General features: G+C 30.5%; 16 protein-coding genes and 1 pseudogene. 6 read left to right on the top strand and 11 right to left on the bottom strand.

Features of this window, described 5'->3' with window-relative positions:
• Positions 1 to 54: 54 nt before the first annotated feature.
• The 5 genes from IU405_RS12280 to IU405_RS12260 all read left to right on the top strand — a co-directional run bounded on the left by IU405_RS12280 (position 55) and on the right by IU405_RS12260 (position 3,082).
• Positions 55 to 1,032, top strand: a complete 978-nt coding sequence (locus IU405_RS12280; protein WP_197438906.1) for a type I phosphomannose isomerase catalytic subunit — start codon at positions 55 to 57, stop codon at positions 1,030 to 1,032.
• A 9-nt stretch (positions 1,033 to 1,041) separates the two neighbouring features.
• Positions 1,042 to 1,776, top strand: coding sequence for a 3-deoxy-manno-octulosonate cytidylyltransferase (gene kdsB, locus IU405_RS12275; RefSeq protein WP_197438905.1), 735 nt, complete (start codon positions 1,042 to 1,044; stop codon positions 1,774 to 1,776).
• Positions 1,769 to 2,461, top strand: a complete 693-nt coding sequence (locus IU405_RS12270; protein WP_197438904.1) for an HAD family hydrolase — start codon at positions 1,769 to 1,771, stop codon at positions 2,459 to 2,461. Before kdsB ends, IU405_RS12270 begins: the two co-directional genes overlap by 8 nt.
• A gap of 38 nt (positions 2,462 to 2,499) precedes the next feature.
• On the top strand, positions 2,500 to 2,760 hold the full coding sequence (locus IU405_RS12265; protein WP_197438903.1) for a hypothetical protein: 261 nt from the start codon (positions 2,500 to 2,502) through the stop codon (positions 2,758 to 2,760).
• A 127-nt stretch (positions 2,761 to 2,887) separates the two neighbouring features.
• Positions 2,888 to 3,082 (top strand): hypothetical protein, encoded by a 195-nt coding sequence (locus IU405_RS12260; protein WP_197438902.1) that lies wholly within the window; start codon positions 2,888 to 2,890, stop codon positions 3,080 to 3,082.
• Positions 3,083 to 3,108: 26 nt separating this feature from the next.
• Here the strand turns inward: IU405_RS12260 and IU405_RS12255 are convergent, their stop codons facing one another.
• The 4 genes from IU405_RS12255 to IU405_RS12240 form a co-directional block, all read right to left on the bottom strand.
• Positions 3,109 to 3,564 carry a sensor of ECF-type sigma factor gene (locus IU405_RS12255; protein ID WP_197438901.1) on the bottom strand — a complete coding sequence of 152 codons (456 nt, stop codon included), beginning with the start codon at positions 3,562 to 3,564 and terminating at the stop codon, positions 3,109 to 3,111.
• A gap of 6 nt (positions 3,565 to 3,570) precedes the next feature.
• Complete coding sequence (locus IU405_RS12250; protein WP_197438900.1) at positions 3,571 to 4,113, bottom strand: hypothetical protein; 543 nt, start codon at positions 4,111 to 4,113, stop codon at positions 3,571 to 3,573.
• A gap of 31 nt (positions 4,114 to 4,144) precedes the next feature.
• The gene (locus tag IU405_RS12245) at positions 4,145 to 4,693 is read right to left on the bottom strand and encodes an RNA polymerase sigma factor (RefSeq protein WP_197438899.1); all 549 of its coding nucleotides are present in this window, start codon (positions 4,691 to 4,693) and stop codon (positions 4,145 to 4,147) included.
• Positions 4,694 to 4,756: 63 nt separating this feature from the next.
• Entirely contained in the window at positions 4,757 to 6,205 is a 1,449-nt protein-coding gene (locus IU405_RS12240; protein WP_197438898.1) for a TonB-dependent receptor, read from the bottom strand.
• A 76-nt stretch (positions 6,206 to 6,281) separates the two neighbouring features.
• On the opposite strand from IU405_RS12240, the gene IU405_RS12235 reads away from it, so the two are divergent.
• Positions 6,282 to 7,064, top strand: coding sequence for an MBL fold metallo-hydrolase (locus IU405_RS12235; RefSeq protein WP_197438897.1), 783 nt, complete (start codon positions 6,282 to 6,284; stop codon positions 7,062 to 7,064).
• Positions 7,065 to 7,077: 13 nt separating this feature from the next.
• Here the strand turns inward: IU405_RS12235 and IU405_RS12230 are convergent.
• From IU405_RS12230 to IU405_RS12200, 7 genes and pseudogenes are all read right to left on the bottom strand, one after another.
• A pseudogene (locus IU405_RS12230) lies at positions 7,078 to 7,717 on the bottom strand (alpha/beta hydrolase).
• Positions 7,718 to 7,776: 59 nt separating this feature from the next.
• The gene (locus IU405_RS12225; protein WP_197438896.1) at positions 7,777 to 9,033 is read right to left on the bottom strand and encodes a dihydroorotase; all 1,257 of its coding nucleotides are present in this window, start codon (positions 9,031 to 9,033) and stop codon (positions 7,777 to 7,779) included.
• Positions 9,030 to 10,976, bottom strand: a complete 1,947-nt coding sequence (locus IU405_RS12220; RefSeq protein WP_197438895.1) for a BatA domain-containing protein — start codon at positions 10,974 to 10,976, stop codon at positions 9,030 to 9,032. Before IU405_RS12220 ends, IU405_RS12225 begins: the two co-directional genes overlap by 4 nt.
• A 4-nt stretch (positions 10,977 to 10,980) precedes the next feature.
• The gene (locus tag IU405_RS12215) at positions 10,981 to 12,462 is read right to left on the bottom strand and encodes a S10 family peptidase (protein WP_197438894.1); all 1,482 of its coding nucleotides are present in this window, start codon (positions 12,460 to 12,462) and stop codon (positions 10,981 to 10,983) included.
• 65 nt (positions 12,463 to 12,527) lie between these two features.
• The gene (locus IU405_RS12210) at positions 12,528 to 13,295 is read right to left on the bottom strand and encodes a TIGR02757 family protein (protein ID WP_197438893.1); all 768 of its coding nucleotides are present in this window, start codon (positions 13,293 to 13,295) and stop codon (positions 12,528 to 12,530) included.
• A 3-nt stretch (positions 13,296 to 13,298) separates the two neighbouring features.
• Positions 13,299 to 13,958: an ABC transporter ATP-binding protein gene (locus IU405_RS12205; protein ID WP_197438892.1), complete on the bottom strand. Its 660-nt coding sequence runs from the start codon at positions 13,956 to 13,958 to the stop codon at positions 13,299 to 13,301.
• Positions 13,959 to 14,042: 84 nt separating this feature from the next.
• Positions 14,043 to 16,466, bottom strand: a complete 2,424-nt coding sequence (locus IU405_RS12200; RefSeq protein ID WP_197438891.1) for a DUF5916 domain-containing protein — start codon at positions 16,464 to 16,466, stop codon at positions 14,043 to 14,045.
• Between the last annotated feature and the right edge of the window lie 16 nt (positions 16,467 to 16,482).

Here is a 16,482-nt window from a genome sequence, read left to right as displayed (position 1 = left end):
TACTAATTGATAAATCTTTTAATAACCGTAAATTTGCATCGAAAAAATACAATTATGAAAGATTTACACATTCTGAAATTTACACCCATTTTAAAAGATAAAATTTGGGGAGGAGAAAAATTAGCAACACTTTTACACAAAAATTCTGACAGAAAAGATATTGGCGAAAGTTGGGAAATCTCTGATGTTAAGGGAGATACTTCAATAGTTGCGAATGGTTTTTTAAAAGGAAAAAACTTAAAAGAATTGATTGCTGAATATAAAAGTGATTTGGTTGGAACAAAAATTTACACTCATTTTGGAGAAAAATTCCCATTGTTAATCAAATATATTGATGCAAAAGAAGCCTTGAGTATTCAATTGCATCCTCATGATGATTTGGCAAAAAAACGTCACAACTCATTTGGAAAAACAGAAATGTGGTATGTGATGCAGGCAGATGAAAAAGCCAATTTGATTGTGGGTTTTCAAAAAGAAGTCACTTCTCAAGAATATTTGCATCATCTTGAAAACAAAACGTTGACAGCTATTTTAAATATTGATGAAGTTCAAAAAGGCGATGTTTATTTTATTCCAACAGGAAGAGTCCACGCAATTGGAGCAGGAGTAATGCTTGCGGAAATTCAGCAAACTTCAGATATAACCTACCGAATTTATGATTGGGATCGTGCAAATCCTGATGGAACTTTTAGAGATTTACACACAGAAGAAGCCATTGATGCCATTGATTATTCTGCAAAAGAATCCTATAAAACGAGTTATTCAAAAGTTGAAAACGAGTCTTCAGAAATTGTTTCTTGTCCCTATTTTACCACAAATGTGCTTCCTTTACATGGAAAAATTGCTGTAAATCACAGTGATAAAGATAGTTTTGTGATTTATATGTGTGTGGAAGGTGCCACAACTTTTACATACGGGAACCAAACAGAAACGCTTGAAATGGGAGAAACGCTTTTGGTTCCTGCAAGTATCAAAAATATTGAAATTGCTGCTGAAAACCAGTCAGAATTATTAGAGGTTTATATAAAATAATTGAATAAAATGAACGTAATTGCAATGATTCCAGCACGTTATAGTGCTACTCGTTTTCCGGGAAAATTGATGAAAGATTTGGGAGGAAAGCCTGTTATTGTATGGACTTATGAAGCTGCTTTACAAACCAAATTGTTCAAAAATGTGTATGTAGTAACTGATTCTGAAGTCATTGCCAATGCCATTCAAAACGTTGGAGGAAATGTAATTATGAGTAAAAAAGAACACGAATGTGGTTCTGACAGAATTGCGGAAGCAGTTGAATTTATGGACGCAGATATCGTTGTAAATGTGCAAGGAGATGAACCTTTTATTGATGCAGTTTCTTTATCAAAATTGATTGATGCGTTTACAATCGATATTCATAATCAAATTGATTTGGCTTCTTTAAAAGTTCAAATTTCCAATAAAGAAGATATTGAAAATCCGAATAATGTAAAGGTAATTACAGATAATTTTGGATTTGCCATGTATTTTTCAAGAAGTGTGATTCCATTTCATAGAGATCAAGAAATTGAAGTGAAATATTACAAACACAAAGGTGTTTATGCGTTTAGAAAACATGCGTTAATCGATTTTTATCACAGAGAAATGACACCCTTGGAAGCTGCTGAAAAAATTGAAGCAATCAGATATTTGGAAGTTGGAAAGAAAATTAAAATGATTGAAACTGATGTGGAATCAATTGGAATTGATACAGAAGAGGATTTGAAAAAAGCAATTGAATTTCTTAAAAATGCATAAAAATATCAAAGTAATCGCTTTTGATGCTGATGACACGCTTTGGGTCAACGAAACTTATTTTAGAGAAGCTGAGCTTGAATTTGCGAAATTATTAGCACCCTATGAAACTGCAAATACCATTGATCAAGAATTGTTCAAAACAGAAATCAGAAATTTGGAGTTGTATGGTTATGGAATCAAAGGTTTTATGTTATCAATGATTGAATCTGCGTTGGAATTATCCAATTATAAAATCAATCAAAATGTGATTCATAAAATTTTGGATATTGGAAAAGATATGCTCAATAAACCTTTAGAATTAATAGATGGAGTAGAAGAGGTTTTGCAACATTTATATCCAAAATATAAAATCATTTTAGCCACAAAAGGTGATTTATTAGATCAGGAACGTAAGTTGGAAAAATCAAATCTATCCCAATATTTTCATCATATTGAAGTGATGACTGATAAAAAAGCGAAAGATTATCAAAAATTAATCAAGCATTTAGACATTCAACCTTCCGAATTTTTGATGATTGGAAACTCATTGAAATCAGACGTTTTACCTGTGCTTGAAATAGGTTCAGCAGCCATTCACATTCCTTTTCACACCACTTGGATTCACGAAGAAGTTTCTGAAAATGATACTTCTGATAAAAATTTTCACACTGTATTAAATATCAAAGAAGTATTGCCTTTCTTTTAAAGAAATAAAGTATCTTTGCATCCGTTAAAAACCAAATTATGGCAAGTATTAAAAATTTAAAAAAAGATATCAATTATGTTTTAGGTGACGTAATTGAATATGCACTGGATGTTGCTGCTTTGAAAAATCAACCAAAAAAAGGAAATGAAATTATTGACGAGGCAATCGTTACTTTTGATGATTTAATTGCAAAAATCAACACTAAGAAAGTTCAAGATAAAAAAGCACATTTTAAAATGTTAAACCAAGAATTGGAAACAAAAGCAAAAGGGTTGGTTGAAAAAATCAACAGTTTGTAATATTAACATTTATTCAACAGAAATTTAAGACCAACATTTTATAAAATGTTGGTCTTTTTAGTTAGATTTGTATCATCGAAATCGATTTCGAAAGTATTGCGAAATTAACTTAAAACTAAATATGAATATGGCTAGAGCAATGTTTGAGTACACAAAAACGGTTTTACAAAAAGTAAGTTTTAATTCGGAATTGTTTTGCAAGGAATTAGAAAAAGCCCTACAAAGATTGTTGCCTTATGAAATCAAAGAGTTGACAATTTGGCTGAAACAATTTACAGCAAACAAACCAGAATTATTTATTTGTATGACATTAGTCAAATAAAAAAAAGGAGCAATTTGCTCCTTTTTTTAATCTTTTTTATCTCCTTGATGGTATTTTCTGAGAAGTTTTCTGCTAAATTCCATTTCGGCAATTTGAAGTTTCATGACTTTTTTATAGGAGATTATATTTTTGATTTTCTGAACGAATTCTTTTTGAGATTCATACAATTGCTTGTCTGTAGCTAATTTTAAGTTGATTAATTTTTCAGCTTCTTTTTCATCCATGGCATCAACATCTCCTTTTTCTTTAATTGCTTTCATGATTTCATAGCGTTGTTTATATCTTAGCTCATGTTGTTCTTTGTCAAAAGAGTTATAGATAGGCCAAAACTTTTCAGCTTCGCTTGTTGTAAGTGCAAGTTTCTCTGTTAAATAAGCAATTTTTAAAGCTTTTATTTTTTCTCTACTTTCGTTTTTTTCTTGTGCAAAGGAGGAAAATCCTATAGTGATGCATAAAAAAAGACATGTTATAATTGTTTTCATCTGGTTTTAATTGTCTATTTCGTTCAGTAATTCTTGAGTGTCAATAGTTGTTATATAATCTTCTAAAGTTTCGGTTTTCAATTCAGCAAATGAAAAATCATTCAGGTTTAAAAATTCATCACCTAATACATTAGCAATTTCAGTATTTGTAAAAGTTTTTGAATCTAGCCAATTTTCAATATCATTTTGCGAAACAGAATCTAATGAAAATGTAGTGGTTTCTTTAAAAAAGAATGAATTTAAAGTGATGAATAAAGCTATAGATGCTGCAGCTACATAAGGAATAAATTTAAAAATTCTATTTTTAAATTGAATGACAGTGGTTTCTTTTTTTGTTACTGAAATACTATCTAAAATTCTATTTTCTAGTGAAATGAAATAATCATCAGGAGTTGCAAAGCCAGTTTCTTTGGGAAAAGAAGTAGTTGAAATTTCAGTAAAAACAGCTTCTTCAAGTTCAGTAAAATAATTAGTTGGAACTGAAAAACCTGAATTTTTAGCGGTTTTTGTGTCCAAATAATCAATACTATTTTTTAACTCTTTTTTCATACTTGTTTAGACGATTAAATTCTAAAAAGGTTTAATCTGTTTTTGATTTTATAAAGTGTTCAATTTTTTTAACTGCATGAAAATAAGACGCTTTTAAGGCACCAACTGAGGTTTCTAAAATTTCAGACATTTCTTCATACTTCATTTCGTCAAAATATTTCATATTGAAAACCAATTGTTGTTTTTGAGGTAAAGTTGCAATGGCTTTTTGTAAAATCAATTGAATTTCTTCCCCAGAAAAATAATCATCACTTTCTAAAGAACCTGCTAATTCTTTATACACATCTGCAATATCAATATTTTTTTCTTTGGCTCTTTTGTTGATAAAAGTAATGGATTCGTTCGTTGCAATTCGATACATCCAAGAATACAATTTGCTTTCTTGGTTGAAAGATTCAATGTTTTTAAAAATTTTTATGAAAGTATTTTGAAGTACATCATCAGCATCATCATGCGAAATTACAATCTTTCTGATATGCCAATACAAGCGTTCTTTGTATTGTTTTACCAATTCTCGAAATGCCTCATTTTTTGAGGAGGCATTTTTTAGTTGTTCGATTAAAGTAATTTCGCTTATCAAAAAAAATATTTTTCTATAAGACTGAAAGGTAAGTAAAAGGTTTAACGGAAATGTGGTAATATTTTACTTTTTACTTCTTGCTCTTGAATATCCAAATAAACGTTTTTGTTTTATAGTTTCTGCAATTCCTTCAGGAAGCATTTCTTCCCAGCCTTTTTCTCCATTCATAATCATTTTTAAAACGGTTCTTGAGAAAATATCTAAACTGTTTTTATCAAAATCTTTGATATCCACAAGGCGTCCATTATTTTTGAAAAATTTATACAATTCTTTCATTCTTGGGTGCACTTTTAGATTTTCACTGTTGATATATTCGTCAGTTTCTTGATCGTGATAAGGATACATATATACTTTCAAATCTCTAAAGAATAGTTTTCCAAAAGCTTCCAAAATTCCACCACTCAAATCGCGGTAATATTTTTCGTCAAAAATTTGAATTAGATTGTAAACACCCATTGCCAAAGCCATTCTTTCTTTGGTAAATTCGCTGAAATATTCAACCAATTTAAAGTATTGTTGGAAGTTGGTAATCATTACATTTTGACCTAGTGAACACAATAATTCTGCTCTGTCTAAAAAGTCCCGTTCATTTATTTTTCCTTCAGCTGTAAGGTTGCTCAAGGTGATTTCAAAAATGATTTGCGTTTTGTCTTTATCTACTTTTTTCTCTGCAAGAAATAATTTTTTTGAATTTTCAAACATGTCCATATTTACTTTCGTAACAGGTCTGAAACTTCCACGTAAAGCCAAAATATTTTTCTTATAAAGCACTTGAGCTGGTAATAAATTATTGCCATCAGGACCAAACATTACAGCATTTGTCATTCCGTTTTTCAGCAATTGCAAACTCATTAAACGATTGTCAACATACATAAAACGAGGTCCTGAAAAATTAACCATATCAATTTCCAATTGATGACTTCCTAAATTGTCATAAAAAGATTTCACCAATTCTTTTGGATTATCATTCAAATAAAAAGCGCCATAAATTAAATTTACGCCTAAAACACCCAACGTTTCTTGTTGCAAACGAGCGTCAGTCTCTTTAAATCGAAGATGTAAAACTATTTCATTATAACCTTCTAAAGGGTCTAATTGAAAACGAATTCCAACCCAACCATGACCTTTAAATGTTCTAGCAAAATCTATCGTTGTTACTGTATTTGCGTAACTGAAAAATAGTTTATTGGGATGTTTTTCTCTACTCAATCTATCTTCAATCAAATCCATTTCATGGCGCAACATTCTTTGCAAACGAGATTGAGAAACGTAACGTCCATCTTCTTCCATGCCATAAATGGAATCAGAAAAATCTTTATCATAAGCACTCATGGCTTTCGCTATTGTTCCTGAAGCTCCACCAGATCTAAAAAAATTACGAACAGTTTCTTGTCCTGCACCAATTTCTGCAAAAGTCCCGTAAATGTCTTTATTTAAATTGATTCTCAGTGCCTTACTTTTGGTATCAAGCACATTACTAATTTCTTGATCTCCCTTTAAAGAAATTGCCATTTTAAAACGCTTTTTGATTCCTACAAAAATACTATTTTTAAGGAGTTTTCAGCAAATTTATCTTATTTTTGTTTTGATGAATAGTACTAAAAAACTGTTAAACATTACCTTTCTGGGGACTGGAACTTCCCAAGGAATTCCTATGATTGCAAGCAATGACCCTGTTTGTTTGTCTAAAGATTCTAAAGATATGCGTTTACGTTCTTCAATTTTGATATCTTGGGAAGGTTCAAACTTTGTGATTGATTGTGGTCCTGATTTTAGACAGCAAATGTTGCGTGAAAATGTACAAAATCTGCAAGGTGTTTTTTTTACACACGAACATGCAGATCACACTGCTGGAATGGATGATTTACGTCCTTTTTGTTATCAAATTGGTGAAATGCCTATTTATTTGAATCATCAAACACTCAAAAATCTAGAAAAAAGATTTGAATATATTTTCACGAAAGTGAATAGATATCCAGGCGCTCCAAGTGTTACCCCAATTATTTTTGATGATCAGCCTTTTGTTGTGAAAGGATTAGAAGTGTGTCCAATCAATTTTTTACATGGAAACTTGACGGTTTCAGGATTTAGGTTTCAAGATTTTGCTTACTTAACGGATGTGAAAAGTATCTCAAAAAATGAAATCAATAAACTAAAAAATTTGGATGTTTTGGTGGTGAATGCATTGCGAATAGATCCTCATCCTACTCATTTTAATTTGCAAGAAGCGTTGGATTTTGTGAAACAAGTAAATCCTAAAAAAACCTATTTCACTCACATTAGTCATAATTTAGGTTTTCACTCTGAGGTTTCTAAAATTTTACCCAAAAATGTTTTTTTAGCTTTTGATGGATTAAAAATTCAAGTTTAGCGCATTGTAATAATTACAATCGTTCTTGAATCCAAGATTTGAAGCTGTAAAAATTTTGTGGAGCAACTCCGTGACCAACAGGATATTCATAATACACATTTTGTAACCCTAAGTTTGATAAAAAAGGACTGCTTTTTCTTGCCCAATCAATAGGTAATACTTGGTCAACAGTACCATGTGAACAATAATATGCTGTTTTTAATTTTATTAGAAATTTCTTTTGGCAGCAATTCTTGGTTGATATAACCGCTTAAAGCAATTACATACTGTACTTTATTTGGATAAAAAAAGCTCAATGAATAACTCAAAATGGCCCCTTGACTAAAACCCAATAAAAATGTTTTTGAAGGATTCGTTTTGTATTTTAACTGAATTTCATCAATGAATTTGGCAATCACATCAATAGACTTTGACGCTTGTTCCAAATCAGAAAACTTTCCATTCATTGCATCAAAATTGATGGCATACCAGGCATATCCACCAAAACCCATTTCATGAGGAGCTTCTGCACTGACGATTAAAAATTCGTCTTGTAATTCATTTGCAAATGAAAATAAATCTTCTTTATTGCTTCCATAACCATGCAATAAAATTAACAAAGGTGGATTTTCAATAGCTTTTTTGGGAGCTCTAACTAAATATTGTAAACTCATGATTTTTTATGAAAGAAGAAAATAGTTGTAAAATGTATTAATTTGATTTTCAGCTGTTTTTATGATAGTACAAGTTGGTTATTGGCAAATATCCCATATACTTTTCCTTGAAGATTTTTATCAATAAATGGACTGTTTTTTGAAGCTGACAAAATATTTTTAGATGTAAAAACAACTTTTTCTGTTGGATTAAATAATGATAAATCAGCGACAGCTCCTTCTTTGATAGAAACTTTTTCCAAACCAAAAATTTCTCTTGGTTTATGGGTTAATAATGGAATGAAATCTGTCAATTCTAAAACGCTATTTAACGCTCCAAAAGCACTTTCTAAACCAATGACGCCATTTTTTGCTTCACTGAATTCAACTTTTTTATGTTCTATATCAATTGGATTGTGATCAGAAGTAATGATGTCAATAATTCCAGATTTTACCGCTTTTTGCAATGCTTTTACGTCCTCAGAAGTTCGTAATGGTGGTGTTGTTTTAAAATTGCTATCAAAACCATGCAATTTATCATCTGTCAAAACTAAATGATGAACAGCTACACTACAAGTTACTTTCAAACCTTTCTTTTTGGCTTCTTTAATCAATTCAACAGAGGTTGCAGTCGAAATTGTTGGAATGTGTAATTTTCCACCTGTATGCTCCAATAAAAATAAATCTCTAGAAATCTGAAGGTGCTCTGCCAATGCAGGAATTCCCTTCATACCCAATTGTGTACTATTGATGCCTTCATTCGCAATTCCCTCAGCTGCAATGGAATTGTTTTTTGGAAAACTTAGCACTAAACCATCAAAATTTTGAGCGTATAACAATGCAATTTTCATCAAGTTGTCATTCGAAATTGGTTTTGCATAATCTCCAAATGCAATGGCTCCAGATTGTTGCATATCAAATAATTCAGCCAAATCTTTTCCTTCACAATTTTTAGTCAAAGCTCCAATTGGAACTAATTTTGTAGCGCTTTTTGCTGCCTTATTGATCAGAAATTCAACATCCGATTTTGAGTCAATTACAGGATGTGTATTTGGGTTTACGGCAACAGCTGTAAATCCACTTTTTGCAGCAACTTGCAAACCATTTTTGATGGTTTCTCGTTCTTCAAAACCTGGTTCTCCAAAACAAACACTTGTATCAAACCAACCACAAGAAATATGTAAATTTTCCAGTGAAACTATGGTTGTATCTGAAGAAACTTCAATAGTAGTGTCAATTTTTTCTATAATACCATTTGCAATTAAAACATCTTTTTTTTGAGAGTGAAACTGACTTTCAACATCTATAATGGTTGCGTTTTTAAGAAGTGTTTTCATGGTTTGTAGAATTTCAGAATTAAAATTTCTAAAAACAAAGATACAATTGCCAAGGCTAAAAACCATTTCCAAAGTGATTGAACTTCGTTTTTTTTCTTGATGTTTTTAAAAACACTCGAAACAGCATCAGAAACTGTGATGTTTGGATTCGTTTTTTTAAGTTGAGTAACATCTAAAAATTGGAGTAAACTCTCTTCTTTTGGTGTGTTAAAAGCAATTTTTTCAATGATTTCATCCTTTTTTTTGATATCAAAAAAACCTGCTTCAGACGGATTTTCTTGGGTTGTTATGGTTACTTTGTTTTGAAAGGTTTGCTGAATCGGAATAAAAGTACTTGTTGCATTTGAAATCTCTAAAATTTCATCTTTTTGCAATTGAACTTCAACATCAATATTGTTTTCCTCGTTTAAATAATTATACAATTGGGATTGTTGAAAACTGAATTTCCCGAAATTGTAGAAAATCGGAACGATTAAAGGAGAATTCTGAAAAGAACTATTCTTTTTATTGATGGCACTTGCAAAAACATACAAAGCTCCACTTGGAGTATTTATTTCACTTAAAAATGAAATCGTATTTTCAAAAGTGACCATTTTGGAATCATTTTTTGAGTTGATTTCATAAAAATGATTGACAACTGGATATTGAAAATTTTCTACTTTTTTTGAAAATACATTTTTAAAAAAAGGATGACTTTCGTTGATATTTGTAATTTTTAGAGAATCAATATTTTTGCTTGAAAAAGTTGATGATGAAAATTTTTGCAAAAATTGATTGTAAGAATTGATGTCTGAATTTGGGTTTGGAACGATGACAACACTGCCACTTTTTGAAATAAAATCTTGGATACTTTTGGATAAAATTTCCGAAATTTTTTCGAGTTCATAAAGTATCAAAACCTCTTGTTTTGGCAACAAATTATAGTTGATATTTTCAGGCGCATTTTGAGTAAAAGCAAACTCGTCTTCTGTATATATTTTTGATAAAAAATCCACCTCATTTCCAATAGCTAAAACGTTTATTTTTTTGGGTGATTTTAGATGGAAATAAAAAGTGTTATCAAATGAAAAAGTATCGCTAAAAGATATAATTATTTTTCCGATAAAAGCTTCCTTTTTTTGAATAGGAAACAAGATAGTTTTGGTTGAGTTTTCTTCAATAGAAAAAGATTGTTTGCTTGCTAATTCTTTTTCGTTATACAATGCAATTGGAACGTTTTTTTTAGTTTCTCCTTGATTTTTTACGACCACATGTAAAACAGTTTCTTCCAAAGAATTACTTGTAAAAACACTATCAATAGAGATATTATTTTTTTGAGATTCTGTCAGTTTAATAATTGAAAAAGGAGGTGTTACATTTGTAAACTGATTATTGTAAATATTCTGAAAATCAGATATTAATATAATTTCATTTGAAGTTTTTGTTTTATTTTTTGAAAATGAATTTATTTTTAAAAAAGTACTTTGTAAAGAGGGCTTTTTTGAAGAATAATTCACTTCTAACACTATTTTTTTTAGTTCAGAAAAGGAAATATCATCATAAAATTCATCATTTGTCAACAAGGAATAGTTATTTGATTGAGGAGCGTTTTCTATGATTTCTTTAGCGGCAACTTGTAGTAAAAAACCCTTCTCTCCTTTTGCTTGTGAGCTTAGAGAATTATCTAAATACAGTATGATATTTTCACTTTTCGTGTTTTTATGATCATTAAAATAAGGTTGTGAAAATGCAAAAAGTATCGCTAAAAGTAACAGTGTTCTTGTGGCTAAAATCAACCATTTTTTTAGTCTTGAACTCTTCCTAGAATCCTGAATTATTTTTTGTAAAAAAGCAACATTTGTAAAAGGTACTTTTACGAATTTTTGCAACTGAAATAAGTGTACTAAAATGGGGATAATTAGCAACCATAACAGGTATAAAATTTCAGGGTTTTTAAACTGCATTTAGTTAGTATTTTGCTGGATTGTTTTTAGATAAACTATTCATGATAAATGCTCTCAAATCATCATTTGATTTTTGTAAATCTTCACTTCTTAGATACATCATGTGTCCACTTCTGTAACCTTTGAAAGTAAATCGATCTTTCATTTTTCCACTTGGATCCGTTTTCCACATGGTATATTTTGCAGCTGAATACGTTGTTGCACCATCATAATATCCTGACTGAATCAATACTTTTAAGTATGGATTTTGAGCCATTGCTTGACGCAAACCTTCTCTAACATTGTCATTGTTATTATCCCAAGGAGAAACAGGGCCAAAAAGATTGTATTTTACATCCGTTTTGAAATTCAATTCCTCTCGAATGTAATAATTGATTGCGGGTGTAAAAGAATGTAACCAAGAAGTCAACTCAGGATTGTAATCTGTGCTTTCGCCAATTTCTCGCTTGTCAATTCCTAAATATCTTGAATCCAATCGTCCAATTGTTTGACCAGTTTTATCTCTCAATAATTCTTTCCAGAAAAAACTGGGAGATATTTCTAAATTATTTTGAAGCACCGCTTTTTTGCTCAATCCAGAATAATAAGCTGTTTTTTCTGCAATTACATTTTTTTCATTTTCGGAAATAAAACCGCCTTTTGCAATGGCAGGTAATAATTTATTGATGGCAAAATGCTCAGCTTCTGGTAAAATTTCTAATAAATCTTTATTCTGAAGTTCTGTTGGTAACATTTTGTGGTACCAAGCTGTAGCAGTAAAATAGGGAAGATTGATGGCATAATCTAGGGAACTTTCTGTTCTTAACACTTTATAATCAGCAGGTGAAACCATAATTACACCATTCAAATACATCCATTGTTTGTTTTGTAATTCTACAGCCAAACCCATCACTCTTGTGCCTCCATAACTTTCACCAATGATGTATTTGGGAGATTTCCAACGATTATTTCTGGTGATAAAGGTGTTCAGCCATCCTGCTAAATAAGTAATATCTGCATTAATTCCAAAGAAAAGAGACTTATCCAATTTTTTTCCTTCAGGAACAACAGGTCTTGAATAGGCCGTATTTACTGGATTTATATATACAATATCTGCCACATCTAAAATAGAATTTGGATTGTCTTTGATTCCATAAGGTTGCACAGGATATCCTTCATCATCTATTTTCAACACTTTTGGGCCTGTATAAGCAATGTGCATCCAAACAGAAGCAGAACCTGGGCCACCATTAAAAGACATGATAATTGGACGATCTTCATCATTCTTTACATCAGTTCTTTTGTAGTAAGTATAGTACAAAGAAGCAATAATTTCACCATTGTCATTCCAAACTGGTTGCATTCCTGTTGTGGCTTTGTATGGAACTGTTTTTCCTTTGATAATCACAGAATTTGTTGTGACAACCATAGTATCCAAAGGAATTCTTGCATCTTGAGCCGAAAAAATTTGCGATATAAAAACAAATAAGAAAACTATTTTTTTCATGATATTAGAAATTTAGCTGTCTAAAATATCACAATTAAAATGAAATAAAAACAATTGTTGATTTCTTATGAAAACTTTTCGAAAACACCCAAACCAAACAAGGCAAAATCATATTTTACAGGATCGTTTTTGTCTAATTTTCGGAGTTTTTTATCCAATTCTTCTAAGGCTTTCCAATCATTTTGTGCTCTTTTTAAAATGCCTAATTTTCGGGCAACATTTCCAGAATGAACATCCAAAGGACAAGACAAATTTGCTGGATTGTGCGTTTTCCAAATACCGAAATCAACTCCTGAATTGTCATTTCTAACCATCCAACGTAAAAACATGTTGATGCGTTTTGCAGCCGAATTTTTCAAAGGATCAGAAATGTGTTTTTGAGTACGAATATGATTCGGAATTTCAAAAAAAAGTTGTTTAAAATGATGAATTGATATTTGGTAATTTCTGGATGTATCATTTATCGAAAGCACATTTTCTAATCCATCATAATTTTGATAAATATGTTTTAGTGATTTTATAAATTGCTGTAAATCAAATGAATTAAAAGTTCTGTGAACGAAATTTTCAAATGATTTTAGGTCATTTTCTTGATGGTTCATGACAAAATCATAAGGACTATGTTCCAACAATTCCATCATTTTAGATGCATTCTGAATAATCATTTTTCGATTTCCCCAAGAAATGGTTGCTGTCAAAAATCCTGCAATTTCAATGTCTTCTTTTCGTGAAAATTGATGCGGAATTTGAATGGGATCAACCTCAATAAAGCTTGGATTGTTGTAAAGTGCTACTTTTTCGTCTAAAAAATCTTTTAAATCTTGTTGATTCATTTCCTAAATAATCTTTCCATCAATCATGGTGAGTTTTCTGTCAGCCATGTTTGCCAATTCTTCATTGTGCGTCACTAAAACGAACGTTTGTCCAAATTCATCACGTAATTTGAAGAACAATTCATGTAGGTTTTTTGCAGATTCACTATCCAAATTTCCACTTGGTTCATCAGCCAAAATCACATTTGGATTGTTGATTAAAGCTCTTGCAACTGCCACTCTTTGTTGCTCACCACCAGAAAGTTCATTAGGTTTGTGATGCAATCTGAGAGACAATCCTAAGAAATCAAGGATTTTTTTTGCTTCGTTTTCAGCTTCTTTTTTTGATTTTTTAGCAATAAAAGCTGGAATGCACACATTTTCTAACGCTGTAAATTCGGGCAATAATTGATGAAATTGAAAAATAAAACCAATGTGTTTATTTCTAAATTCTGAAAGCTGTTTGTCAGAAAGATTTTTTAAAGAAATTTGATTGATTTTCAATGTAAAATCAATTTGTTTTTGAGGCTGATCTAAAGTGCCTAAAATTTGCAATAAAGTGGTTTTCCCAGCACCTGAAGGCCCAACAATAGCAACAATTTCACCTTTTTTGATGTGTAAATTCACGCCTTTCAATACTTCAACATCACCATAATATTTGTGAATATTTTCTGCAACAATCATAAGTTATTTCAAATTTATCACGAAAGTATAAAAAATCAGACGGACTTTTAAGGTATTTTTTGTTTTATAAAAGAATCAAAATCACTAAATCATTTTCTTTACTTTTTCATAATCAATAAAATATACAAAGCGAATAGAAAAAGTATGTCTTTGGGATTGACTGAATAAATTATCTAAGTTTTCAAAAAAAGTTAAATTTGAGTTGGAATCAGCATTAGAAATTGAATTTCTATAAAATGCAATGAGTTGACTTCCAGGTGCAAATTGCCAAATATAATTCAAATCTAAATTCCAGTTATTGAAATTTACATTTTCTCCAACATAGGTATTGTTTTCGTCTAAACCTCCATTGCTATTTAGATTAAAAAAGTCATTGTAACTTGCTGAACTCCAGTAATGTCTTAAGCTTAATGATAAAGATGAATTGGTGCTAAAACTATAATTTCCTCCAATCGTATTTGTATAATTTTTGAAATCTCTCATTCCAAAAATAATTGCATTTGCATTTTGATCAACAAAACCTTGGTCATTATTGGTTTTGCTAAAATTCAATTGATAGCGTAAAGAAAACTGATTGCTAAAACGATAACGAGGAGCCAAACCAAAACCATAACCAGATTTTGGATTGTTTGAAAAATCACTGTAAAAAAGATCAAAATCGACAGCAAAAAGCTTTTGTGAATTGGTAGAAATCCAAATATTTATATTTTTTCTTTCAGGCTGTAGAAAATAAATACCACTTGTAGTTCCTTGTCTTGGCTCAAAAAAATCTTTTGTTTCTGTACCATAATTTAGATTTCCACCAAATGAAAAACGTTCTTTTGTTTGAGCATTAAAGTTTAATCCTGCTTGAAATCCTGTAAAAACTCCTGAAAAATGTTGGAAATTGGTATTTTGATAAAAATTAAAACTATATCTATTAAATTTTTTAGTAGGCTGAAGCGTTCTCCATCCTGCATTTCCATAAATGGTTTGTTCGTTATTGCTAAATAAAATACCAAAATCATTTGGATTAAAATCTTTGTTTTCAAAATTATAACCCAATTCCCAAAACCAATGTCCAGAATTGTACCCAAAACTATTATCAAAAGTATAGCCTGTGTTTGGGTTGTTTGTATCATCAGAAATGTTACTCATTCTAATAGAACCATCTGCATTGTATTTGCTGTCTTTGGTCTCTAAATGCCAATCTAAAGCAGTTACGTTTGCATCTCTGAATCTTCCATTTCTTGAAACGTTTGTATTGATTAATGAAATGGATGAATTTTGATTGAATTGTTGGTCTAAAACCAAAATATTAAAATTGGTAAAAGGATCAATTACCTCTTTTCTGATTTCATTTGTTGCATTGTTTTTTATAGTAGCTTCTGTTTTTTGCGTAATAGCATTGAAAAAACCAATTCCCAATCCATTTTTAGTTCTTCCAGATATTTTTATTGCATTCATCATGGTCACTTTTTCAGGATAATCAATAATTTCTTCATCGCTATTTAAAGAATTATACACATTAAATTGATCAATTGGAGCAGCTCCAATTCTTCGAGAATAAAATAATCCTCCAATGTTAAATAATTCTGTTCCTTCTGAAAAAAATTGCCTTTGTTCCGTAAATTGCTGTTCAAAAGGACCCAAATTTAAAACAACATCATCAAAACCAACTTGACTAAAATCAGGAATCAAAGTAGCATCAAAAGTAAAATTATCTGTGATACCATATTTAATATCCATTCCAACACTCCAATCATAGCTTGTGTTTCCTTGAAATGTATTGCTAGTTGCAGATGCATAAGGATAAAAATTTAATCTTATTGGAGGTTTTATATCTCTAAAATCTTCAATCAAACCATCATATTGTGTCCATCTTCCAACAGTATTATCTATATGTGTCCAAGTGTGTTGTTCGTTTAATTTTTCTAATCTTCTATGAAAGTTAAACCCCCAAGATTGTATGGGTCTATTTGCAAAACGAAGTGCTCCATAAGGTATTTTCATTTCCACATTCCAACCTTTTTCATCAATCGAAACATTACTTTCCCAAACTGCGCTCCAATTGAAATCTTCATTTCCGTTTGAAACTTTAGAATCTGCTTGATTTCCTGTACTTTGAACTATAAATTCAAACGGATTTTGTCCGTCATCATTTGGGTTTATGGTCACTAAAAAGAAATCGGATTGACTAAAATTGTCTCTTACAGCAAATTCTTTTGGAATATTTTTAGGATCAGGATCAAGCATTTGCGCGGCAATATACACTGCTTCATCATCATAAATAACTTTTACAATTGTTTGATATTTAGCATCAACAAGTTCTCCATTTGAAGGTCTCAATGTTACAAAATCCTTGCATAATTCAGCGTTTTTCCATGCGTCTTCATCAATAATTCCATCGATTTTTGGAGCAATTTCAACTCTTGTTGTTTTGATAGTTTTTCTTTCTTTTTTGCTTTGGGAGAATACAATACTTGAAAAAAGTAATGAAACGATTAATAGAGATTTTTTTCTGAACATTTATTTTTGGTTGATT

The sequence above is a fragment of the Polaribacter sp. BAL334 genome, from assembly GCF_015767435.1.
Taxonomy (GTDB): Bacteria; Bacteroidota; Bacteroidia; order Flavobacteriales; family Flavobacteriaceae; genus Polaribacter.
This window is presented reverse-complemented; position numbering and strand designations above follow the sequence as displayed.

Excerpts from the sequence above, each read along its gene's own strand:
- IU405_RS12280 (WP_197438906.1), top strand. The coding sequence starts at position 55 with ATGAAAGATTTACACATTCTGAAATTTACACCCATTTTAAAAGATAAA.
- kdsB (WP_197438905.1), top strand. The coding sequence starts at position 1,042 with ATGAACGTAATTGCAATGATTCCAGCACGTTATAGTGCTACTCGTTTT.
- IU405_RS12270 (WP_197438904.1), top strand. The coding sequence starts at position 1,769 with ATGCATAAAAATATCAAAGTAATCGCTTTTGATGCTGATGACACGCTT.
- IU405_RS12265 (WP_197438903.1), top strand. The coding sequence starts at position 2,500 with ATGGCAAGTATTAAAAATTTAAAAAAAGATATCAATTATGTTTTAGGT.
- IU405_RS12260 (WP_197438902.1), top strand. The coding sequence starts at position 2,888 with ATGGCTAGAGCAATGTTTGAGTACACAAAAACGGTTTTACAAAAAGTA.
- IU405_RS12255 (WP_197438901.1), bottom strand. The coding sequence starts at position 3,564 with ATGAAAACAATTATAACATGTCTTTTTTTATGCATCACTATAGGATTT.
- IU405_RS12250 (WP_197438900.1), bottom strand. The coding sequence starts at position 4,113 with ATGAAAAAAGAGTTAAAAAATAGTATTGATTATTTGGACACAAAAACC.
- IU405_RS12240 (WP_197438898.1), bottom strand. The coding sequence starts at position 6,205 with ATGGCAATTTCTTTAAAGGGAGATCAAGAAATTAGTAATGTGCTTGAT.
- IU405_RS12235 (WP_197438897.1), top strand. The coding sequence starts at position 6,282 with ATGAATAGTACTAAAAAACTGTTAAACATTACCTTTCTGGGGACTGGA.
- IU405_RS12225 (WP_197438896.1), bottom strand. The coding sequence starts at position 9,033 with ATGAAAACACTTCTTAAAAACGCAACCATTATAGATGTTGAAAGTCAG.
- IU405_RS12220 (WP_197438895.1), bottom strand. The coding sequence starts at position 10,976 with ATGCAGTTTAAAAACCCTGAAATTTTATACCTGTTATGGTTGCTAATT.
- IU405_RS12215 (WP_197438894.1), bottom strand. The coding sequence starts at position 12,462 with ATGAAAAAAATAGTTTTCTTATTTGTTTTTATATCGCAAATTTTTTCG.
- IU405_RS12210 (WP_197438893.1), bottom strand. The coding sequence starts at position 13,295 with ATGAATCAACAAGATTTAAAAGATTTTTTAGACGAAAAAGTAGCACTT.
- IU405_RS12205 (WP_197438892.1), bottom strand. The coding sequence starts at position 13,958 with ATGATTGTTGCAGAAAATATTCACAAATATTATGGTGATGTTGAAGTA.
- IU405_RS12200 (WP_197438891.1), bottom strand. The coding sequence starts at position 16,466 with ATGTTCAGAAAAAAATCTCTATTAATCGTTTCATTACTTTTTTCAAGT.